This window comes from Streptomyces sp. NPDC059866 (genome assembly GCF_042731325.1).
Classification (GTDB): Bacteria; Actinomycetota; Actinomycetes; order Streptomycetales; family Streptomycetaceae; genus Streptomyces; species Streptomyces flavusporus.
The window spans coordinates 171,094-191,907 of record NZ_JBHWJT010000016.1 but is presented as its reverse complement, the minus strand read 5'-3'; the positions used below and the strand labels follow the sequence as shown (position 1 = coordinate 191,907).

Sequence of the window (20,814 nt, the reverse complement as noted above, 5' to 3'; positions counted from 1 at the left end):
TGGAAGCGACCGCACACCGTAAGGAAGTTGACGTGACCGACATCGCCATGCTGCCCGAGTCCTGGCGCGGGGTCCTGGGCGACGAACTGCACAAGCCCTACTTCAAGGAGCTGACGGAGTTCGTCGAGGAGGAGCGGGCGAAGGGTCCCGTCTACCCTCCGCGCGAGGAGGTCTTCGCCGCGCTCGACGCCACGCCGTACGAGCAGGTGAAGGTCCTGATCCTCGGCCAGGATCCGTACCACGGCGAGGGCCAGGGCCACGGCCTGTGCTTCTCGGTGCGTCCCGGGGTGAAGACCCCGCCCTCGCTGCGCAACATCTACAAGGAGATGCACGAAGAGCTCGGCCTGCCGGTCCCGGACAACGGCTATCTGATGCCCTGGGCCCGGCAGGGTGTGCTGCTGCTCAACGCGGTGCTCACGGTCCGCGCCGGCGAGGCCAACTCGCACAAGGGCAAGGGCTGGGAGAAGTTCACCGACGCGGTGATCCGCGCGGTGGCCGAGCGGCCCGACCCGGCGGTCTTCGTGCTCTGGGGGAACTACGCGCAGAAGAAGCTCCCGCTGATCGACGAGAGCCGGCACGTGGTGGTGAAGGGTGCGCACCCCTCGCCGCTGTCGGCCAAGAAGTTCTTCGGCTCCCGCCCGTTCACGCAGATCAACGAGGCGATCGCCGCGCAGGGGCACGAGCCGGTCGACTGGCGTGTTCCGAATCTGGGCTGACCTGGGAGGTCCGGGTGGGGCCGATCCTGCGGGTCGGCCCTGCCTCGCCGTGATTGCCGGTGGCTGCCGTTAGCGTCGGGAGGAATCGGACGTCGGTGAGTGCTGGGAGAGTGCGGTGGCTGAGCGACAGGAGCAGGCGGCGCCGGATGCCGTGATGACGCGGATCGGGCAGGTCGTCATGCTGCATCACGCGGGCGACCGCGAGGAGGCCCGGCACCGCTTCCTGCACCTGTGGGCGGAGATCGGCGAGGACGGCGACCCGCTGCACCGGTGCACGCTGGCGCACTACATGGCCGACACCCAGGACGACCCCTCGGACGAACTGGCCTGGGACCTACGGGCGTTGACGGCCGCCGAGGAGCTCACGGACGAGCGGCTCGCCGCTCACGAGGGCGCCCTCGCCGTCCGTGCCCTCTACCCCTCCCTGCACCTCAATCTCGCCGCCGACTACGTCAAGCTCGGCCGCTCCGAGGCCGCCCGCACCCATCTGCACCGGGCCCGCGGCGCGGCCGACGCCCTCGGCGACGACAGCTACGGGGAGGGAGTGCGCGCGGCGATCGGGCGGTTGGCACTACGACTGGGCGAGGACGGGGCAGCCGGCGGGGCGACGTGGGGGCCGCCCAGGCAGCGGCCTTAGCGCCGGGCCGCCCAGGCAGTGGCCTTGCGCTTCTGCCGGTGCGGCAGCGGCCCTGTCGGCGCCCTGCCCGGCGGGGACGACCGCGCAGCTGCGGGGTGCCCTGTCAACGGCCGTACGTCCGCTCGCAGATCACCGCCTCGGCGCTGTCCGGCCGCCAGCCGCCGTAGTTCCTGCCGAGGGCGCACACATCCGTGGTGTCCCGGAGCGTGTCCGACACGTCCGGGAGCCGGATGACCGGAGACGGCGACTGCCAGGGCTCCGAACGCTCCGGCCGGGACCGTCGGCTGGATTGCGGGCGGGGCGTCGGCGGCTGGTGGACCGGCGGCGGGGCAGAGGCGGCCGTACGGCTCGGCGTCGCGGGTGCCGCGGGCTGCGGCCGGCGGGACGGGCCGATGAGCTCCAGTGCCTCACGGGCCGGCGCCTGCACGATCTGCGGCGCGGTCCGGCCGTCCGGGCCGGCCGGCGACGGCGCCGTCGCCGGCCCGGCCACAGGCGGGCCCTGGACCGTCGTACAGCCGGCCAGGGCCGAGACAGCCACGGTGACCAGGAGCGTTGCGGTGGTCGTCGTTCGATGCACCCGCGCAACTCTGCTGCTTTTGGGCACCTCGGGCCCAGCGGACGAGCGCAGGTTGCTCCGGACGGGTGATCCCCGCCTTCGTACGAAGGGCGCGGGCCCGGCGAGGGTGACGTCAGTCGCCGGTGGCGCCGTCGATGCGTTCGCGGATCAGATCGGCGTGGCCGTTGTGGCGCGCGTACTCCTCGATCATGTGCGTGTAGATCCAGCGCAGGCTGAAGGGTTCGTCGGTGAACCTGCTGCGGCCCTTGGACAGGTCGTCCAGGGCGAAGCCGGCCGCATTGCGCCGGGCGATCCCGATCTCGGCCTGCCAGGTGGCGTACGCCTCCTCCCAGGTGTCCGCCTCGGTGAGGTGGAACTCGCCGTCGCGGTCCTCCTCGGTGTAGTAGATCGGCCCCGGGTCGTCGCCCACCAGCACCTTGCGGAACCAGCCGCGCTCGCACTCCGCCAGGTGCCGCACCAGCCCCATCAGGGACAGCTCGGACGGCTCCACGGACGCGGTCCTGAGCTGGGCATCGCTCAGCCCCTCGCACTTCAGGGCGAGGGTCTGCCGGTGGTACTCCAGCCATCCCTCCAGCATGGTGCGTTCGTCGGCGTTCTGGGCAGGCTCACGGCGCTCGGTCGTCATATGCGCATCCTGTCCCAACTCCGCCGGTTCCTCGAGGAATTTCACGAGCAGCCCCGTACGCAATGCCGCTGTGGCCGCCCTGCCGAAGGCGGGACCGGTGCTCTTCCTGCGCAGCTCCGGCGACATCGCCGGCCGGCGGCCGCCGCAGCAGCCGTATGCTTCCGTCGGAACAGGCGCAGGCAGGCGGTGGAGGAGAACCAGTGAAGGTCGGCTGCATCGGACTCGGCGACATCGCGCAGAAGGCATATCTGCCGGTACTCGCCGTCCAGCCCGGAGTCGACCTGCACCTGCAGACCCGCACCCCGGCGACCCTCGCCCGAGTCGCCGACAGCCTCCACCTGCCGCAGGCCCGGCGGCACACCACCCTCGACGACCTCCTCGCCCAGGGCCTCGACGCCGCCTTCGTGCACGCGCCGACCGAGGCGCACCCCGAGATCGTCACCCAGCTGCTCCAGGCGGGCGTACCGACGTACGTCGACAAGCCGCTGGCGTACCAACTCGCCGACTCCCAACGGCTCGTGGCGCTCGCCGAGGAACGGAGTGCGAGCCTCGCCGTCGGCTTCAACCGGCGGCACGCGCCGGCGTACGCGCAGTGTGCCGAGCATCCGCGCGAGCTCATCCTGATGCAGAAGAACCGGATCGGGCTCCCGGAGGAGCCGCGCACGATGATCCTCGACGACTTCATCCACGTCGTCGACACACTGCGCTTCCTGGTGCCGGGCCAGATCGACGACGTGACGGTGCGGGCCCGGACCGAGCACGGGCTGGTCCACCACGTGGTGCTGCAACTGGCCGGCGACGGCTTCACCGCGCTGGGTGTCATGAACCGGCTCAGCGGCTCCGCCGAGGAGATCCTGGAGGTCTCCGGGCAGGACACCAAGCGGCAGGTGCTCAACCTCGCCGAGGTGATCGACCACAAGGGGCAGCCGACGGTGCGACGGCGCGGGGACTGGGTGCCGGTGGCCCGCCAGCGCGGGATCGAGCAGGCGGTGCTGGCCTTCCTGGACGCTGTGCGCGCGGGCCGGCTGCTCAGCGCCCGGGACGCGCTGGCGACTCACGAGCTGTGCGAGCAGGTGGTACACGCGATCCTGGAGCGCGCGGGCGCGGCCGCCGGGTCCGTCGCGCCCCCTCGGTGACACCGAGGGCGGCGAGCACCAGCACGGCCCCGTACACCGGCCAGTCGCCGAAGCGGACGTACGGCGTGACACCGTCCGCCAGCGGCACCTCGTAGACCTGCGTGGTGCTCGCGTCCGTACCGAGCCAAGGGCCGATCCGCTGCCCTTCCGGTCCGTGGACGGCGGAGACGCCGGTCAGCGTCGCATGCACCATCGGGCGGCCGGACTCCGCGGCGCGCAGGGCGGCGAGCGAGGCGTGCTGCGCGGGCGCCCAGCTCTGCTGGAACGTGGACGTCGCCGACTGGGCGACGAGTATGTCCGCGCCGTCCTCGGCGAGGTGACGGCTCATGTCGGGGAACGCCGACTCGAAGCAGACCATCGGGCCGATCCGCAGCCCGTCGCCCACGTCCATCACCACCTGCGCGGTGCCCCGCCTGCGGTCCTCGCGCGCCGCCTCGCCGACGGACGTCGCCCAGCCGAGCAGCGAGCGGGCCGGGACGTACTCGCCGAAGGGGACCAGCCGCATCTTGTCGTAGCGTTCGCCGGTCGGGCCGTCGGGGCCGATCAGGATCGAGCTCTTGTAGATGCCGGGCCGGTCCGAGCGCCGCGCGTCGACGTTGACCAGGATCGGCGCGGCGGTCTCGCGTGAGAGTGCCGCGATGCGTCGCGCAAGGTCGGGGCGGGTGCCGAGGTCGAAGCCGACACTGCTCTCGCCCCAGACGATCAGGTCGACGTCCTGCCCGGCGAGCTGTCGGGTCAGCTGCTCCTCGCGGTCGAACCGGCGGTCGGGGCCGACCACGACTCCCGGCTGCACGACCGCCACCCGGACATGGCCGTCGGTCCCGGGGCGCGGCGACCACATCCACGCCGCCGAGCCGACCGCCGCCGTGGCGACCAGACCGGCCACCGCCGGCACCCGGGACCTGCGCACCGCGACGAGGACGGCGACGGCGACGTTGACGACCACCAGCAGGAGGCTGAGCAGCCACACCCCGCCCACCGACGCGAGCCGCAGCGCCGGTTCCAGCTGCCACTGACTGGCGCCCAGCATGCCCCACGGGCCACCCAGTCCCTGCCAGGAACGGACCAGCTCCACCACCAGCCAGCCCGAGGGCAGGACGAGCAGGGCGGCCGCGATCCGGCCCGGCGACGGCGCTCCGGAGAGCAACCGCCGTACCAGCCACCCCCAGGGCGCCCAGAGCGCGCCGAGCAGCGCAGCGATGACGAACGTGAACACGTGCAGGTTCGGCAACAGCCAGTGATGCACGGCCAGCATGAAGCCGAAGCCGCCGCACCAGCCGTCGTACAGCGCCCGCCGGCCGGTCGGCGCGGTACGGGCGAGCAGGATCCACGGGACCAGGGCGACGAAGGCGAACCCCCACAGGGACGGGGCGGGAAAGGCGAGCATGGGCAGGGCACCCGCCGCCACGGCGACCGCGGAACGCCGCCACGGGGAGGCGAGCCAGCGGCCCAACGTCTTCATACGGCGCCTCCCTACCCGTGGATCCAGTGTGCGCGCTGCCGACGATCTCGGTACAGAGGGCGTCGGCTCAGTCGATCACGGGTGCTTCGGCCTTCTCGGGCAGTCGCCGCCACTTCTCCTGGACGATCACCTCGCGCAGCCGCCAGCCGTCGTCGGTCCGCAGCAGCCCGAAGGCGTACCGGCCGCCGCACACGAAGTCGGGCTCCGGGGGGCCCTCGCCGGCGAAACGCATCGGATTGACGTAGTCGGCCTGGACCCGTGCCGTGTCGCCGGTGTCCCGCTCCAGAACGTCGAACCGCATCCGGCGGTTGACGATCAGATGCTGCCGCATCGAGAACACCCGCAGGCTCTCGGCGAGCCACGCGGCCACCTGGCGGGCGTCGCCTTCGATACCGCCGGCCGAGCGGTAGTCCGCCCGTCCGTCCGGTGTGAACAGATTTCGGTACGCCTCCCAGTCGCCGTCGTCCACTGCCACGGCGTAGTCGGTGATCAGTCCGTCGACGGCGAGCCGGTCCATCACGGCCGCGAGCTCCACACGCTGCGTCATCGGCTCAGTGTTGGGCACGGGGCGGGCCGCGCCAAGAGGGCGTGCCGTGATATTCGGTGGTCGTGGACGCCTCCTGTGCGACGGAGGCGGTGATGCGGGGCGGGCGGCGGTGAGCGTCGTCAGCTGCCCGCGCGCAGGCGCTGGAAGGCGGTGGGGGTGGGTCTGGCGGGCAGGAAGTCCTTGATGCGGCGGGCGCATTCGAGGGGGTCGGAGATGCTGGTGTCGCACTCGATGTCGTAGACGCCGTGGGCGTGGACCTGCTTCAGCTGGCGGGCGGCGAGTCCGGCGGGCCGGTTCCCGCGCTCACGCTCTCGCCGCTCCAGCTCGTCCATGGGGCAGTGCACGCCGACGAGGACCACGTCCTGCGGTACGAACAGCGACAGGCAGTCCTGGAGCCGCCACTCGGCACTGAGGATGTGATCCATGACGACGTTGTTGCCGGCGGCGGCCATTGCGGCCACCGCGCGGTGGTAACCCTGCCAGGTCCGGTGCAGCATCGTGTCCAGCTGGTCCGGCGGGACGGGGGTGCGGGACCGCATCGCGTGAAAGGCGTCGACCGGCATGTGGAAGTACGGTTCGTCGAGGATCCGCAGCAGCTCGGCGGCGATGCTCGACTTGCCGGAACTGGACGTGCCGTTGAGGAAGACGACGAGACCGCGTCGCGGTGGTACGTCGGTGAGATGTTCCACGCCGTCGCCGTCAGGCCGCCTCGATGACCTCGCCGCGGACGGCCGCGGCCCACTCGACCACCAGCAGTTCGTACTCCGCCCGCTCCTGAGCCGACAGCGTGCCGCCCGCACGCAGCCACAGCTCACGGATCTGCTCGTTCACCTCGGCAGCAGACCGCACGGAACCAGGGGCCATGGAGTCAGGGGACATGCGGGCAAGCCTAGGGGCAAGCACTGACACTGCGCTACCGGGCGGCTACTCATCCCGTATGGGCTTGGTCACCACCCCGGCGTGTCAGCCCGCCGACTCCGCCGCGTGGGGGCTCAGGACGCCCATGGTCACCAGCGCGACGATCACGATGCCGAGCGCTATGCGGTACCAGACGAACGGCATGAAGCTCTTGGTCGAGATGAACTTCATGAACCAGGCGATGACCGCGTACCCGGTGCCGAAGGCGATCACCGTCGCGAAGATCGTCGGCCCCCACGACACATGGCCGGTCTCCATCGCGTCGTTCAGTTCGAACAGGCCCGAGGCGAGCACCGCGGGGATCGCGAGCAGGAACGAGTAGCGGGCCGCGGCCTCGCGCCGGTAGCCCATGAAGAGGCCGCCGCTGATGGTGGCACCGGAGCGGGAGACGCCCGGGACGAGGGCCATGGCCTGGCAGAGGCCGAAGATCAGGCCGTCCTTGACGCCCAGGTCCTTCAGTTCCTTGCGCTGGCTCGGTGCCCGGTGCCTGCCCCCGCTCTCGTCGCGGGCCGCCATCCGGTCGGCGATGCCGATGATCACGCCGACCACGATCAGCATCGTCGCGGTGATCCGCAGATCTCGGAACGGCCCCTCGATCTGATCCTTGAACGTGACACCGAGCAGCCCGATCGGGATCGAGCCGACGATCACCAGCCAGCCCATCTGCGCGTCGTGGTCACTGCGCCACGCCTTGTCGTAGAGGGAGCGGAACCAGGCGGAGACGATGCGTCCGATGTCCTGGCGGAAGTAGATCAGCACGGCGATCTCCGTGCCGATCTGCGTGATCGCCGTGAAGGCGGCGCCCGGGTCCTCCCAGCCGGAGAAGGCTGCGGTCAGGCGCAGGTGCGCGCTGGAGGACACGGGGAGGAATTCGGTCAGCCCCTGGACGAGTCCGAGGATGAGTGATTCGAACCAAGACATGAAGTTACGGAGTCCAAGTGCCGATCGTGGAACGGACGACGGACACACCGAGCCTCCACGCGCGGTGATCGGTTGTGTCGAGGGGAAGGGTAGCGTCCCGCGCGATCGGGCCCGGCACAGGGGCTTGCCGGGGTGATCGACGGTGATCGGTTCGGGGTGTTGACCGGTTGCGGCGGCGGGCCTACGTTGCAGTGGGGAAAGCGCTTGCTACATGCCCAGAACCCGGAGGAGTGCTGATCAGGTCCATGCCCACGCCTGCGACATCGGTGACACGTGTGACATCCGCGACACCCGCGGCGTCCGAGACATCCCCGACAGACGATCCCCAGGCCTCCCGATCCCCCTCCGCCCCGCTCTCCGGCCGCCCCGTCAGAACCGCCGTCATCGGCACGGGCGGCATCGCCCGCGGCTGTCATCTGCCCGCACTGGCCCGGCTCGCCGAGGAGGGTGAGACGGAGGTCGTCGCGGCGGTCGACATCGACGCCGCCGCGGTCCGGGAGTTCTGTGCGACTGGCGGGATCCCGCACGCGTACACCGACCTGGAACTGATGCTGCGGGAACAGCAGCCCGACCTGGTCACCATCTGCACGCCGCCGACGCTGCACCGTGAGCAGACCATCGCCGCCCTGCGCTCCGGTGCCTGGGTGTGGTGCGAGAAGCCGCCGGTGCCCACGCTCGCCGACTTCGACGCCGTCGAGGCGGCGGAGGGGCAGGCCGGCGGGCCGTACGCCTCGATCGTCTTCCAGCACCGGTTCGGCTCCGGCGCCCGGCATGTACGCCGGCTGCTCGCCGAGCAGGCCATGGGCCGGCCGCTGGTGGCGCACTGCCAGACCACCTGGTACCGCGACGCCGCCTACTACGCCGTCCCCTGGCGCGGACGCTGGCACACGGAGGGCGGCGGCCCCGCCATGGGACACGGGATCCACCAGATGGACCTGCTGCTCGATCTGCTCGGGCCGTGGAGCGAGGTGCGCGCGATGGCCGGCCGGCTGGTGCACGACGTGGAGACCGAGGACGTCTCGACGGCCCTGGTCCGCTTCGAGAACGGCACCATGGCGACCGTCGTGAACAGCGTCCTCAGCCCCGACGAGGTCAGCCGCATCCGCGTCGACTGCGAGCGCGCCACCGTCGAACTCACCCACCTCTACGGCCACGCCAACGCCGACTGGCGCATCACCCCGGCGCCGGACGTGCCGGAGGCGGACGCCATGGCCTGGCAGGACTTCGGCGCCGACGTGCCCAGCTCGCATCTGGCACAGCTGCGCGAGCTGGTCGCGAGCATGCGCGCGGGCGAGCGGCCACGCAGCAGCGGGCCGGACGGCCGCAAGAGCCTGGAGCTGATCACCGCGCTGTACAAGTCGGCGTTCACGGACACGACGGTCCGGCGAGGGGAGATCGGCCCCGGTGACCCGTACTACACGGCGCTGCACGGGGGCGCGCCCGGCTGGGCACCCGTCGTGTCCGAATCCGCCCCGAGCCAGGAGGTGCCCGCATGACCGGCCTGCAGATCGTCCACGCGCACGGCGACCGGATCACGGTCACCGAACCCACCGCCGGCGTCGAACTCCTCAGCTACGTCTACCGGCCCGAGTCGGCCTGGGAGGCCCCGAAGCCGTATCTGCACCCGATCCGGACCCTGGCGGGCGCCGTCGTCACGGACTACCGGCCCAACGACCACCGGTGGCACAAGGGCCTGCAGATGACGGCCTCCCATCTCTCCGGCCAGAACCTGTGGGGCGGCAACACATATGTTCACGGCGAGGGATATCTCGCGCTTCCGGAGCGCGTCGGCGCGATGGCGCACGTCGGCTTCGACGAGGTCACCTCGGACGGTTCCCGCGTGGTGATCGCCGAGCGGCTCACCTGGCACCCGTACACCGGGGAGCTGTGGGCCGACGAGGAGCGCCGGATCGAGGTGCACGACGTGGACCCGGCGGCCGGCTCGTGGGCGCTGACCTGGACGAGCGCCATCACCAACCGGCGGGACGAACCGCTGCTGTTCGGCAGCCCGACCACCGCGGGCCGCGAGATGGCCGGCTACACGGGCCTGTTCTGGCGGGGACCGAGGGCCTTCCGGGACGGACGCGTCCTCGGGCCCGACAGCGAGGGGCCGAAGTTGATGGGGGAGCAGGCCCCCTGGCTGGCGTACTCGGGGGAGCACGACGGCCTCGACGGGCACGCGACGCTCGTGTTCGCGCACGCCCCGGAGAACGACCACACCGGAGCCGGGGGCACCCACCCCGCGCACTGGTTCGTCCGCAACGAGCCGTTCGCCGCCGTCGCCCCCTCCTGGGCCTTCCACGAGGAACTGGAACTGGCACCCGGCGACACCCTCGCCCGCCGCTACCGGGTCGTCGTCGCCGACGGAGCCTGGGAACGGGAGGAGATCGCCAAGTACCTGGAGACGCATCCATGGTGAGCAGCACTGAGTCCGCCGGGCCGCCCGGAGCCTTCACCGGGCTCCCGGGCGGGGTCGCCGTCTCCCACCTGTCCGTCTACGACTGGCCGGCGGCGGACGGGGTGTGCGGCGGAACTCCCCATATGCATCTGACGTGTTCGGAGGCGTACGTCGTCACCGCCGGCCGGGGTGCCGTGCAGACGCTCACGACGTCGGGGTACGAGGTCACGCCCCTCGCGCCCGGCACGGTCGCGTGGTTCACGCCCGGCACGATCCACCGCCTCGTCAACGACACCGGTCTCCGCATCACCGTCCTGATGCAGAACAGCGGGCTGCCGGAGGCGGGGGACGCGGTGCTGACCCTGCCGCCGAAGTACCTCACGGATCCGGAGACGTACGCCGCCGCGACGGTGATCCCGGCCGACGCGCCCGTGGCGGAGCAGGAGCGCATCGCCCGCGCGCGGCGCGACCTCGCCCTCGAGGGCTACCGGGTGCTGCGGGCCGAGGGGCCCGAGGCCCTGGCCGAGTTCCACAGCTCCGCGGCCGCGCTGGTCCGGCCCCGGCTCGCCGAGTGGCGTGAGCGCTGGCGCCGCGGTGCCCGGGCGGCCGCCTCGGTGACGGGGGAGCAGCTCGACCGGCTCGAACAGGGGGATGTGTCCCACCTCGCGGAAGCCGTCGTACGAGCCGAACAGCCCTCGGCGCGCGGGAAGTTCGGGATGTGCGGGCGGCTCGAGGTGTATCCCGCCGGCTAGCCGCCGTTCACGCCGCCGCAGGCCCCGTCACCGTCCAGCCCGGGGCCTGCGGGTGGGGTGTCAGGTCCTCGTGGGACACCGGGTCGCCGCAGGCCCGGCAGGTGACCACGGGGACCAGTTCGTTGCCGCAGACGTGCTCCATCACCATGGGACGGTCGTCCTCGCTGCGCAGGTGGCGGTTGCCCCACTCCATGAGGGTCAGCAGGACCGGCTCCAGTTCGAGCCCTGCCTGGGTGGGCCGGTACTCGAAGCGCTGCGGGCGTTCGTTGTAGGCGCGCTTCGTGAGGATTCCGGCGTCCACCAGGCGGCGCAGCCGCGTCGCCAGGATGTCGCGCGGGGCGCCGATGTTGCGCACGAGCTGGTCGAAGCGGCCGTTGCCCAGGCACACCTCCCTCAGGACGAGCAGGGAGTACTTCTCGCCGACCAGTGCCAGGGCGTCGGCGATCGAGCAGGGGCGCGGGTCTTTGGTGGCGGCCATGGAGCCCAGCATATGGGAGGGTTTGATTTTCCAACCCGCTGGGCTATGGTGAGTTTGGATTTCCTACTCACCAGTAGCGAGCCGGTCGCCCGGCCGGTCGATCGAGTGTTCGGTCGGGCCGGTTGATCGCTGCGGTGATCGCCCCGGCGGCCAAGGAGGCCCGCACCATGCGTGACGCAGTCATCGTCGAAGCCGTACGCACCCCCGTGGGCAAGGGCAAGCCGAACGGCTCGCTCGCCCACGTCCACCCCGTCGAACTCCTCGCCCACACCCTGCGCACCCTCGTCGAGCGCTCCGGCGTCGACCCGGCGCTCATCGACGACGTCATCGGCGGCACCGTCGACCAGGTCGGCGAACAGGCCATGAACACCACCCGGTACGCCGTGCTCTCGGCCGGCTTCCCCGAGACGGTCCCGGCGACCACGGTGGACCGCCAGTGCGGTTCGTCCCAGCAGGCCGTGCACTTCGCGGCGCAGGGCGTCATGTCGGGCGCGTACGACCTCGTGGTCGCCTGTGGCGTCGAGTCGATGAGCCGTGTGCCGATGTGGTCGAACGTCCCGGCCGGCAAGGATCCTTTCGGACCCGGCGTCGCCGAGCGCTACCCGGAGGGCCTGGTTCCGCAGGGCATCAGCGCCGAGCTCATCGCCGCCAAGTGGTCCATCACGCGCGAGCAGATGGACGCCTTCGCCGTCTCCTCGCACCAGAAGGCCGCCGCGGCCTGGGCGGGCGGCCTCTTCGACGCCGAGGTCGCACCCCTGGAGGGCGTCGCGCGCGACGAGTGCGTGCGTCCGGGCAGCAGCCCGGAGATCCTGGCCGGCCTCAAGCCCGCCTACTACGACCCCGGGTTCGCCGAGCGCTTCCCGCAGATCGAGTGGAACGTCACCGCGGGCAACGCCAGCCCCATCAACGACGGCGCCTCCGCCGTCCTCATCACCTCGAGCGAGACCGCGGCCCGCCTCGGCCTGCGCCCCCTCGCCCGGCTGCACAGCTTCGCCGTCACCGGCTCCGACCCGCTGCTGATGCTCACCGGCGTCATCCCGGCGACGGAGAAGGTGCTGCGCAGGGCCTCCCTGACCCTGGACGACATCGATCTGTTCGAGGTCAACGAGGCCTTCTCCAGCGTCGTTCTGGCCTGGCAGCAGGAGACCGGCGCCGACCTCGCCAAGGTCAACGTGCACGGCGGTGCGATCGCCCTCGGTCACCCCCTCGGCGCGAGCGGCACCCGGCTGACCACCACCCTCGTGCACGCCATGCGCGAGCGTGGCGCCCGCTACGCCCTGCAGACGATGTGCGAGGCGGGCGGCCTCGCCAACGCGATGATCCTGCAAGCCGTGTGACCTGCGGTCAGCGCCCCCGCAGGTGGTGACGCTTGCGCCAGGCCACCACCGCGGCCGCCAGGCCCGGTACGGCGATGCAGGCCATCGCGATGAGAAAGGCGGGCGACGTCGGCGTGGAGGCACGGGCGCCGGCGACGACGTACGCGGCGGTGTTCGGGAGCGTCCCGAGCGCCGTCGCGAGCAGGAACGGCAGCCAGCCCATGCGGGACACGGCGGCGCAGTAGTTCGCCGCCCAGAAGGGCACGCCCGGGAACAGCCGCACCGCCAGCATCGAACGGAACCCGTGCCGGCTGAACTGCCCGTCGACGGTGGTCAGTACCCTGCCCCGCAGCAGCGGACGCAGCGCGTCCTGGCCCAGCACCCGGCCGAGCCCGAAGGCGATCCCCGCGCCGAGCACCGAACCCGCGACCGCCGTCGCGATGCCCAGCTGCGAGCCGAACAGCGCACCCGCCGCCAGGCTCAGCAGCGGCCGCGGCACGAACGCCACGGTGACCAGTCCGTACGCCACCGCGAACACGAGCGCCGCGGCCACACCGCCCAGCTGTGGCGGCCAGCCGTGCGCCAGCAGCCGCTGCGGTTCGAAGAGCAGCACCGCCGACGCGGCTCCCACGAGCAGCGCGACGAGCAGCGAGAACCGGGACCAGGGCGAGAGCAGGACTCTCGCGCAGCGCGCGGTGAGACCGAGCCGGACGGGGACGGTGCCGGCGCCGGGGACTGCGGCCGCGAGTTCCGGGACAGTTGTGGTGGCCTGGGGAGAGGCCTTGGTGGCGGCCTGGGAAGCGGCCGTGGCGGTGCCCCCCGAGCGGGTGGTGGCATCGAGCATCCGGTGACACTAACCGACAGATATGTGTGATCGCCGTATGGTTCGTCTCATGGGCGTCACAGGTACGGGAACGGTGGGTGTCCCGCGCAGCGTGCTCGCCGACACGCTGCTGGAACGGCTGACTGTGACGTACGCCGCAGCCGCCGACCCCGAGCGTGCCGGGCCCATGCGCGCGTACATGAAGGACGTGGCGCCGTTCCTCGGCCTGACCACGCCCGTGCGCCGCGCCCTGTCCCGCACTGTCGTGGCCGGCACGGCCCGCCCCGACGAGGCCGACTGCGCCGCCGTCGCCCTGCGCTGCTGGCAGCTCCCGGAGCGCGAGTACCACTACTTCGCCGTCGACTATCTGCGCCGCCACGTGGGGCGCTGCTCGTCCGCCTTCCTGCCGGTGGCCCGGCAGCTCGTCACCACCGTCTCCTGGTGGGACACCGTGGACCTGATCGCCGCCCATGTGGTGGGCGCCCTGGTGGCCGCCGACCCGGGGCTGACGCGTGACATGGACGCCTGGATCGTGGACGACGATCTGTGGGTCGCCCGCACGGCCCTGCTCCACCAGCTGCGCTACAAGGAACGCACCGACACCGAACGCCTCTTCACCTACTGCCTGCGCCAGTCCGGCCACCCCGACTTCTTCGTGCGCAAGGCCATCGGCTGGTGTCTGCGCGAGTACGCCAAGACCGACCCCGAGGCCGTCCGGGCCTTCCTCGCGCGCGAGCGCGGACGGTTCGCGCCGCTGTCGGTGCGGGAGGCGCTGAAGAACATCGGGGCGTGAACGCCGGGGCGAGAGGGCCCGGCTCCGCAGCAGTGGGAAAAAGCATTCGACGCGGGGCGAGGCGTCGGCAATGATCTGCGTCATGTTCCGGTACGCCTTCGTTCTCGCCGCATCCGCCGCAGCGGATGCCCCGAAGGCTGCCGTCCTGATCGTCACGGCAACCGTCGACGGCGCCCGAAGCTGACCCTCCCCGGATCGTCCGGCGGACCCCGCAGGGGGAGGGTCGGCAAGTCTCCTGGGGTCCCCGTCCCGGCCGCGCCCATGCGCTCCGCCGGGTCCATCACTCGGCATTCCGCAGAGACTTCGAGGTACCGCCATGCCCAAGACGGCGTACGTCCGCACCAAACCGCACCTCAACATCGGCACGATGGGCCACGTCGACCACGGCAAGACCACCCTGACCGCCGCCATCACCAAGGTCCTCGCCGAGCGCGGCACCGGCACCTTCGTGCCGTTCGACCGCATCGACCGGGCCCCGGAGGAGGCGGCGCGCGGCATCACCATCAACATCGCGCACGTCGAGTACGAGACGGACACCCGGCACTACGCGCACGTGGACATGCCGGGCCACGCCGACTACGTCAAGAACATGGTGACCGGAGCCGCGCAGCTCGACGGGGCGATCCTCGTCGTCTCCGCACTCGACGGCATCATGCCGCAGACGGCCGAACACGTGCTGCTCGCCCGGCAGGTGGGAGTCGACCACATCGTCGTCGCCCTCAACAAGGCCGACGCCGGTGACGAGGAGCTGACCGACCTGGTCGAGCTGGAGGTCCGCGACCTGCTCACCGAGCACGGCTACGGCGGCGACGCCGTCCCCGTCGTACGGGTTTCCGGGCTGAAGGCCCTCGAGGGGGACCCGCGCTGGACGGCGTCCATCGAGGCGCTGCTCGACGCGGTGGACACCTATGTGCCGATGCCCGAGCGGTACCTGGACGCGCCGTTCCTGCTGCCGGTGGAGAACGTGCTCACCATCACCGGCCGCGGCACGGTCGTCACGGGCGCCGTCGAGCGCGGCACGGTCCGGGTCGGCGACCGGGTCGAGGTGCTCGGCGCCGGGCTGGAGTCCGTCGTCACCGGCCTGGAGACCTTCGGCAAGCCGATGGAGGAGGCGCAGGCCGGGGACAACGTGGCGCTGCTGCTGCGCGGAGTGCCGCGGGACGCGGTGCGGCGCGGCCACATCGTGGCAGCGCCCGGCAGCGTGGCGCCCAGCCGTCGCTTCTCGGCCCAGGTGTACGTGCTGTCGGCGCGCGAGGGCGGCCGTGCGACGCCGGTGTCGACGGGCTACCGGCCGCAGTTCTACATCCGCACCGCCGATGTGGTCGGCGACATCGACCTCGGCGAGACGGCGGTCGCCCGCCCCGGCGACACCGTCACCATGACGGTCGAGCTGGGCCGCGAGGTGCCGCTGGAGCCCGGGCTCGGCTTCGCCATCCGCGAGGGCGGCCGCACGGTCGGCGCGGGGACGGTGACGGTCGTCGGCTGACACACCCGGGGCCCGCCTCTCGAACGGAGGCGGGCCCCGGCCACGTCGGTGCTCCGGCGTCGGGGCCCACCCCACGGCCGGGTGGCGGCCGAATCCCGCCGTCCCGTCACAATGGAGCCGTGAACGAGCCCATACCCGTGATCCGAGACGTCGATCACGGGACCGCCAAGCTGATGCCCGACATCGACCGGAAGCGGGCTTGGCTGCTCACGGTCGACGAGGCGCCGCAGTCGTACGTCGATCTGGACGAGCCGACGCATCTGGAGTTCGAGTACACGCGGCGGCTCGGGCATGTCCTGGACACGGTCGCGGAGCCGGGACAGCCGCTGGATGTACTGCACCTCGGTGGGGGTGCGCTCACGCTCCCCCGATACGTGGCCGCGACCCGGCCCGGCTCCCGGCAGGACGTCGTCGAGGCCGACCGGGGGCTGCTGGAGCTGGTCGCGGAGCACCTGCCGCTCCCCGCCGGCACCGGCATCACGCTGCACGCGGCGGACGCCCGCGCCTGGCTGGCCGGCGCCCCGACGGACAGTGCGGACGTCGTGGTCGCCGACGTCTTCGGCGGCTCACGGGTACCGGCCCACCTGACGTCCGTCGCCTACGCCCGCGAGGCCGAGCGGGTGCTGCGCCCCGGCGGCGTCTATCTGGCCAACCTCGCCGACGCCACGCCCTTCGCCTTCCTGCGCTCCCAACTGGCCACCTTCGCCTCGGTGTTCGGGGAGCTCGCGCTGATCGCCGAACCGGGCGTGCTGCGCGGCCGGCGCTTCGGCAACGCGGTGCTGCTCGCTGCGCACCGCCCGCTCGACACCACGGCCCTGGCCCGGCGTACCGCCGCCGACGCCTTCCCGGCCCGCGTCGAGTACGGGGCCGGGCTGCGGGAGTTCATCGGGGTGGCCCGGCCGGTCCGGGACGAGGACGCCGTACCGTCACCCGAGCCGCCCGGCGGAGCCTTCGGCATCGGGTGAAGGCGGATCCGGCCTCGGCCGGCACCACGAGGCCGGCGTCGGTCCGCTCGTCAGCCCCCGGTCGGTTCCCCGTGCAGCCGCACCGTGCTGAGGATCTTCATGATGGTCGCCTTGGGAACCTCGTCGTCGACGCCCTTGGCGCCGTAGAAGTTCCACGACACGAAGTCACCGGCCGAGTTCTTGAAGCCGAACGTGACCGCCTTGCCGTCGCTGGCGCACTTGCCCTTCTGGGGTGTGTTCGTCGACTGGGCCCAGGCGATGCTGCCCTCGATGCCCGACGTGGTGGTGTAGGGCTTGGCCTTCTCGTCGAACGTGATGCTCTTCTTGTCGGGCTGCGTGTAGCCGCCGTAGACCCACCAGGCCACCGTGTTCACGGCGACCTCGTCGGTGTTCTTGGCGCCGTCCGCGCCCTTGGAGCCCACCGCGGCCAGCGCCGTGTCCTCGGTCCGGCCGTCCTTGTTCTCGTCGGTCGTGCACCACTTCGACTTGTAGAACGCCGGCGCCGACATGATGGCGAGCGGCTTGGCGTCCTCCGACTTCTCGTCCTCGAAGCCGATGCTCAGGCCCGGCGACTCGACCTCCCAGTCGGCCGGCACGTCGAAGGCGACGCCCCGCTTGGGGTTGACGACCACCTTCCAGCCGTCGATCGTCGGCTTCTCGTCCTCGGTGCCGCGCGGGTTGTCGTCCGAGCCGGACGCGGAGCCGCTCGGGTCGGCGGGCGCCGACGGTGACGGGCTCGTCTTCTTCTTGGTGCCGCCGTCCGCCGTGTCGTCCTTGTCGCCGCCGAGCACCAGGAAGCCGGTGACGCCGGCGGCCACCACCACGGCGGTGGCCGCCACGATCGCGACCAGCTTCGTCCGGTTGCCGTCACCCCCGCCGCCCGGCTGCGGCTGCGGAGCTCCCGCCGGCGCCGGTGTGCCCCACTGCGGTTGCTGCGCATAGGGGTTGGGCTGCTGGAAGCCGGGCTGCTGATAGGGATTCGGCTGCTGGTATCCCGGCTGCTGGTACGGGTTGTTCTGCCCTTGCGGGTTCTGCTCGCCCCCGGGCGGCTGCTGTCCTGGCCACATGAGCGGTAACCCTAGTGCCGCTGTGGACACGATTCGGTCACTGCCCCTTGTCAGGGACGTAGCGAAACGGGAGTCGGAGCGGCTCCCTCCGGTCGGGCTGCCCGGCACACCTGCTCTCCTGCCACATGGGCCACCGTGATACGCCCGTCATCATCTGCATCTGGTCAGCCGAGGCTACCCGTGGGTAACATGCGGCCATGAGCGCAGATCAGATGTCGATCGGCGAGTTGCTCGCCGCCACGGTGCCGATGGTTCGGACCCTGAACCTCGAGTACCTGGAGACCACTCCGGAGAAGGCCGTGCTGGCCCTGCCGGACCAGAGCGAGTACCGCAACCACGTCGGCGGGCCGCACGCGGGCGCCATGTTCACCCTCGGTGAGTCGGCCAGCGGCGCGATCGTCCTGGCCGCGTTCGGGGACCAGCTCTCGCGTGCGGTACCGCTGCCGGTGCATGCCGAGATCGCGTTCAAGAAGATCGCGCTGGGTCCTGTCACGGCCACCGCGACCCTCGGCCGCCCCGCCGCCGAGGTGGTCGCCGAACTCGACGAGGGCAAGCGCCCCGAGTTCCCGGTGGCCGTCGCCATCCAGCGCGAGGACGGCGCCGTCACCACGGAGATGACCGTCGTCTGGACCCTTCGCCCCAACAGCTGAGTCCGAGCGATCGGATGGGCCCCGTCGCTGCGGCGGGGCCCTTTTCGTGCGCCCGCGCGCTCCGGCGGCGACCCGCCGGTTCGAGGTGTCGCCGCCCTCGAGCCCGCCGACGAACTCCTCGAGCCGGTACGTGAATTCGGGCCCTGGTGCACCGTGCCGCCCGGGCGTCGGTCAGTTGGATCTCGACGCCGGGCCCGGCAGGGAACCTGTTCCGGGGAGATTCTGTGGACCAACCGGCTTTGGATGCACACAACTTGACGCCCGGAGCACCGGCGATTTCGAATGCTGGTGCGGATACCAGGGGTAACTCGCGGCAATTCATGGCCGATTGAGCATCCGTCACCCGAACTCCTTGTTTCCCGTGAGACGCGTGTGCGAAAGTGTGGCACCCCGCGGGAAGGTGAAAGGCCAGACTCAAAAGGCCTGCGCCGGGCTCATGAGCACGCACCATTCAGGCACCTGCTTTCCGAAGGACGTGCATTGCGTCGCGTCCTGCGGCTTGGAAGGAAATGGTCCAGTGCAACCCCCTTACCCCCCACGTCCGCCCTACCCGCCCCGACCCGGTTCGCGCCCGGGGGAGTCCGACCACGATCTCGTTGCCCGGCTGGGCGGTCCCGCCCCGGACAGCCGGGCCGCAGCTCTGCTGCTGACCCGGCACTGGCGCCCGGTGTACGACTACGCGGTCGTCTGCCTGGCCTCCTCGGCGGTGTCGGCGCAGCTGGCGGCCACCGCCGCGTTCCAACAGGTGCTCGGCCGCCGAGCGGCCGTCGGTGCGCTGCGCCCGCACCTCCTTGCGACCGTGCGGGAGACCGTCCGGGAATGGGCCGCCGAGGACGATGTGGCGGCCCTGCTGCCGGAACTCCGCAAACCCACCGGCGGTCGCGGACTGCGTGCGGCGCGGTCCGCGACACCGGAAAAGCGGCTCCTCGCAGAGCGCGCTTTCCGCGCTCTTCCGGGAGCCTCTCAATGCCTGCTGTGGCACACCGAGGTCGAGGCCGAGCCGATAACCGTACCGGCCGGTCTGCTGGGCGTGGACCCGATGACCGCGTCGGCGGCTCTGGAACGGGCGCGGGAGCAATTCCGGGCCGGCTGCGTACGCGCCCACCGGGAACTCGCGCCGTCCAGGGAATGCCGTTTCTACAACCGTCTCCTCGACGTCCCGATGCGCCGCGGGGGAGCCCTGCTGCCGGATGTGCAACAGCATCTGACGGCGTGCCGGTACTGCCGGCACGCTGCCGAACAACTCGGCCGTCTCGACGGCGGCCTGGACGTGCTCCTCGCCGAAACCGTGCTCGGCTGGGGCGCCCGCCGCTACCTCGACTCACGCCCCGGCCGCAGCGCACCACCGACACCCCCGCGGGCCCGCCCCGGCACCGCCCGCCCGAGAACCGGCGGGCGCCATCGGCCCACCGGACCCCTGTCGCGCAGACCCTCCGCGGCCGTGGTCGTGAGCGTCGGCCTGACCTCCCTCGCACTGCTCGCGACGGTGCTCGCCGCCAGAAGCTGGTCCGGCGACAACGGTGTCGCCCACGGTCCGGACGCCACCTGGGGCGTGCCCAGCAGCCACACCCTGAGCCCGAGCCCGGCGTCCGAGGCCCCCTCCGCCGGAACACCGTCGGCCGCTTCCGCCGCCCACCCCGTCGAGGTCGCCCGGGGACGGCTGCGCAACCTCGCCCTCGACCTGTGCCTCGACGGCGGCAACGGCACGCCCGGGACCGCGGCGGTGTTGGCGGTGTGCTCGTCCGCCGCGTCGCAGCAGTGGTCGTACCAGGACGACGGTCTGCTGCGCAGCGTCGCCGACCCCACCCTCTGCCTCGGCGCGCACGTCCGCAGGGGAACGGTCGGGTCGGCCGACTGCGCGGTGCACTCCGGTCAGGTGCAGTACGACCTGACGGTGCGCGGCGAACTCCTGCTCCGCTGGCGCAAGGGCAGGCTCGTAGCGCCCGGTCCGGGCCGGGAGGTGGTCGTCGCCGACCGGGACGGCTCCGCGGAGCAGCGGTGGCGGCTGGAGGCGGCCCCCGACGAGGCGGAGGAGCCGGGGAAGAAGGGCGACGAGCGGAGCGAGGGCGAGGACCGCGCCGAGCGGGACGCGGAAGGCCGGGCTGAGCGCGGATCGCCGGGCGGGGATCGGCATCCCGGTGATCCCGGTGATCCGGGTAATCCCGGTGATCCCGAGGAGCACGGTGAACAGCGCCCGCCGGACGGCGAGGCCCCGCGCGAGCAGGGACCCGAGGATCCGCCGGAGCAGTACGAGACGCGAATGGCCCAGGCCGACTGCTGCGACAGCGCCGAGCCGTCGGCAGCCGAGCCCGACGCGCGCGAGCTCGTGGCCGGGGTACGGGGTGCGGTCACGTCCCGTGCCGTGTCCGTCGCCTCCGCCCTCGGGTGATCGCCACGGAGGTGTCGGTGGGACCCGGTAGGCTTCGCGGCGTGGGGCCCCGGCCGGGGGGCCCCCGCTGTGTTGGGGGTGGACCACACCCCCCCCCAAGGGGGGAACCCCCGGGGCCCCCCCCCGGGGGGGGGAGAACCGAACCCCCGGGGCCCCAA

General features: G+C 71.9%; 22 protein-coding genes. 12 read left to right on the top strand and 10 right to left on the bottom strand.

Annotated elements, in window-relative coordinates:
• Positions 1 to 32: 32 nt before the first annotated feature.
• Complete coding sequence (locus tag ACFV7R_RS25280) at positions 33 to 716, top strand: uracil-DNA glycosylase (RefSeq protein ID WP_385267211.1); 684 nt, start codon at positions 33 to 35, stop codon at positions 714 to 716.
• 115 nt (positions 717 to 831) lie between these two features.
• Positions 832 to 1,353: a hypothetical protein gene (locus tag ACFV7R_RS25275; protein ID WP_129796689.1), complete on the top strand. Its 522-nt coding sequence runs from the start codon at positions 832 to 834 to the stop codon at positions 1,351 to 1,353.
• A gap of 103 nt (positions 1,354 to 1,456) precedes the next feature.
• On the opposite strand, the gene ACFV7R_RS25270 is transcribed toward ACFV7R_RS25275, so the two are convergent.
• Entirely contained in the window at positions 1,457 to 1,930 is a 474-nt protein-coding gene (locus ACFV7R_RS25270; protein WP_385267207.1) for a hypothetical protein, read from the bottom strand.
• A gap of 112 nt (positions 1,931 to 2,042) precedes the next feature.
• On the bottom strand, positions 2,043 to 2,555 hold the full coding sequence (locus tag ACFV7R_RS25265; protein ID WP_385267204.1) for a DinB family protein: 513 nt from the start codon (positions 2,553 to 2,555) through the stop codon (positions 2,043 to 2,045).
• Positions 2,556 to 2,755: 200 nt separating this feature from the next.
• Between ACFV7R_RS25265 and ACFV7R_RS25260 the strand changes: the two genes are divergently transcribed.
• On the top strand, positions 2,756 to 3,691 hold the full coding sequence (locus ACFV7R_RS25260; protein ID WP_385267201.1) for a Gfo/Idh/MocA family protein: 936 nt from the start codon (positions 2,756 to 2,758) through the stop codon (positions 3,689 to 3,691).
• Here ACFV7R_RS25260 and lnt read toward each other — a convergent pair.
• The 5 genes from lnt to ACFV7R_RS25235 form a co-directional block, all read right to left on the bottom strand.
• Positions 3,585 to 5,153 (bottom strand): apolipoprotein N-acyltransferase, encoded by a 1,569-nt coding sequence (gene lnt, locus ACFV7R_RS25255; protein WP_385267198.1) that lies wholly within the window; start codon positions 5,151 to 5,153, stop codon positions 3,585 to 3,587. The two genes, ACFV7R_RS25260 and lnt, sit on opposite strands and share 107 nt — an antisense overlap.
• 67 nt (positions 5,154 to 5,220) lie before the next feature.
• The gene (locus ACFV7R_RS25250) at positions 5,221 to 5,700 is read right to left on the bottom strand and encodes a nuclear transport factor 2 family protein (RefSeq protein ID WP_385267195.1); all 480 of its coding nucleotides are present in this window, start codon (positions 5,698 to 5,700) and stop codon (positions 5,221 to 5,223) included.
• Positions 5,701 to 5,819: 119 nt separating this feature from the next.
• A complete protein-coding gene (locus ACFV7R_RS25245; protein WP_385267193.1) occupies positions 5,820 to 6,389 on the bottom strand; it encodes a chloramphenicol phosphotransferase CPT family protein in 570 nt (189 codons plus the stop codon).
• A 10-nt stretch (positions 6,390 to 6,399) separates the two neighbouring features.
• Complete coding sequence (locus tag ACFV7R_RS25240; RefSeq protein ID WP_129796682.1) at positions 6,400 to 6,579, bottom strand: hypothetical protein; 180 nt, start codon at positions 6,577 to 6,579, stop codon at positions 6,400 to 6,402.
• 84 nt (positions 6,580 to 6,663) lie between these two features.
• Positions 6,664 to 7,539, bottom strand: a complete 876-nt coding sequence (locus ACFV7R_RS25235) for an undecaprenyl-diphosphate phosphatase (protein ID WP_129796681.1) — start codon at positions 7,537 to 7,539, stop codon at positions 6,664 to 6,666.
• Positions 7,540 to 7,814: 275 nt separating this feature from the next.
• Between ACFV7R_RS25235 and ACFV7R_RS25230 the strand changes: the two genes are divergently transcribed.
• The 3 genes from ACFV7R_RS25230 to ACFV7R_RS25220 are packed head-to-tail and all read left to right on the top strand — an operon-like array spanning position 7,815 to position 10,689.
• Positions 7,815 to 9,035 carry a Gfo/Idh/MocA family protein gene (locus ACFV7R_RS25230; RefSeq protein WP_385267190.1) on the top strand — a complete coding sequence of 407 codons (1,221 nt, stop codon included), beginning with the start codon at positions 7,815 to 7,817 and terminating at the stop codon, positions 9,033 to 9,035.
• Positions 9,032 to 9,958, top strand: a complete 927-nt coding sequence (locus tag ACFV7R_RS25225) for a PmoA family protein (protein ID WP_385267188.1) — start codon at positions 9,032 to 9,034, stop codon at positions 9,956 to 9,958. The genes ACFV7R_RS25230 and ACFV7R_RS25225 overlap by 4 nt, the downstream gene beginning before the upstream one ends.
• Entirely contained in the window at positions 9,952 to 10,689 is a 738-nt protein-coding gene (locus ACFV7R_RS25220) for a cupin domain-containing protein (RefSeq protein ID WP_385267185.1), read from the top strand. The genes ACFV7R_RS25225 and ACFV7R_RS25220 overlap by 7 nt, the downstream gene beginning before the upstream one ends.
• A gap of 7 nt (positions 10,690 to 10,696) precedes the next feature.
• Here the strand turns inward: ACFV7R_RS25220 and ACFV7R_RS25215 are convergent, their stop codons facing one another.
• A complete protein-coding gene (locus ACFV7R_RS25215) occupies positions 10,697 to 11,167 on the bottom strand; it encodes a winged helix-turn-helix transcriptional regulator (protein ID WP_385267183.1) in 471 nt (156 codons plus the stop codon).
• A gap of 167 nt (positions 11,168 to 11,334) precedes the next feature.
• Between ACFV7R_RS25215 and ACFV7R_RS25210 the strand changes: the two genes are divergently transcribed.
• Complete coding sequence (locus ACFV7R_RS25210) at positions 11,335 to 12,504, top strand: thiolase family protein (RefSeq protein ID WP_129796677.1); 1,170 nt, start codon at positions 11,335 to 11,337, stop codon at positions 12,502 to 12,504.
• Positions 12,505 to 12,511: 7 nt separating this feature from the next.
• Here the strand turns inward: ACFV7R_RS25210 and ACFV7R_RS25205 are convergent, their stop codons facing one another.
• Positions 12,512 to 13,327 carry a TVP38/TMEM64 family protein gene (locus ACFV7R_RS25205; protein ID WP_385267181.1) on the bottom strand — a complete coding sequence of 272 codons (816 nt, stop codon included), beginning with the start codon at positions 13,325 to 13,327 and terminating at the stop codon, positions 12,512 to 12,514.
• Between the two features lie 49 nt (positions 13,328 to 13,376).
• Between ACFV7R_RS25205 and ACFV7R_RS25200 the strand changes: the two genes are divergently transcribed.
• The 3 genes from ACFV7R_RS25200 (at position 13,377) to ACFV7R_RS25190 (ending at position 16,550) form a co-directional block, all read left to right on the top strand.
• Complete coding sequence (locus ACFV7R_RS25200; protein ID WP_385267179.1) at positions 13,377 to 14,099, top strand: DNA alkylation repair protein; 723 nt, start codon at positions 13,377 to 13,379, stop codon at positions 14,097 to 14,099.
• A 316-nt stretch (positions 14,100 to 14,415) separates the two neighbouring features.
• Positions 14,416 to 15,585 (top strand): elongation factor Tu, encoded by a 1,170-nt coding sequence (gene tuf / locus ACFV7R_RS25195; protein ID WP_385267176.1) that lies wholly within the window; start codon positions 14,416 to 14,418, stop codon positions 15,583 to 15,585.
• Positions 15,586 to 15,704: 119 nt separating this feature from the next.
• Positions 15,705 to 16,550, top strand: a complete 846-nt coding sequence (locus ACFV7R_RS25190; protein WP_385267174.1) for a spermidine synthase — start codon at positions 15,705 to 15,707, stop codon at positions 16,548 to 16,550.
• A 50-nt stretch (positions 16,551 to 16,600) separates the two neighbouring features.
• Here ACFV7R_RS25190 and ACFV7R_RS25185 read toward each other — a convergent pair whose 3' ends face one another.
• The gene (locus ACFV7R_RS25185) at positions 16,601 to 17,617 is read right to left on the bottom strand and encodes a hypothetical protein (RefSeq protein ID WP_385267173.1); all 1,017 of its coding nucleotides are present in this window, start codon (positions 17,615 to 17,617) and stop codon (positions 16,601 to 16,603) included.
• Between the two features lie 212 nt (positions 17,618 to 17,829).
• Here ACFV7R_RS25185 and ACFV7R_RS25180 point away from each other — a divergent pair, with 212 nt between their 5' ends.
• On the top strand, positions 17,830 to 18,267 hold the full coding sequence (locus ACFV7R_RS25180) for a DUF4442 domain-containing protein (protein WP_129797489.1): 438 nt from the start codon (positions 17,830 to 17,832) through the stop codon (positions 18,265 to 18,267).
• A 517-nt stretch (positions 18,268 to 18,784) separates the two neighbouring features.
• Entirely contained in the window at positions 18,785 to 20,656 is a 1,872-nt protein-coding gene (locus ACFV7R_RS25175; RefSeq protein WP_385267171.1) for a ricin-type beta-trefoil lectin domain protein, read from the top strand.
• Positions 20,657 to 20,814: the final 158 nt, after the last annotated feature.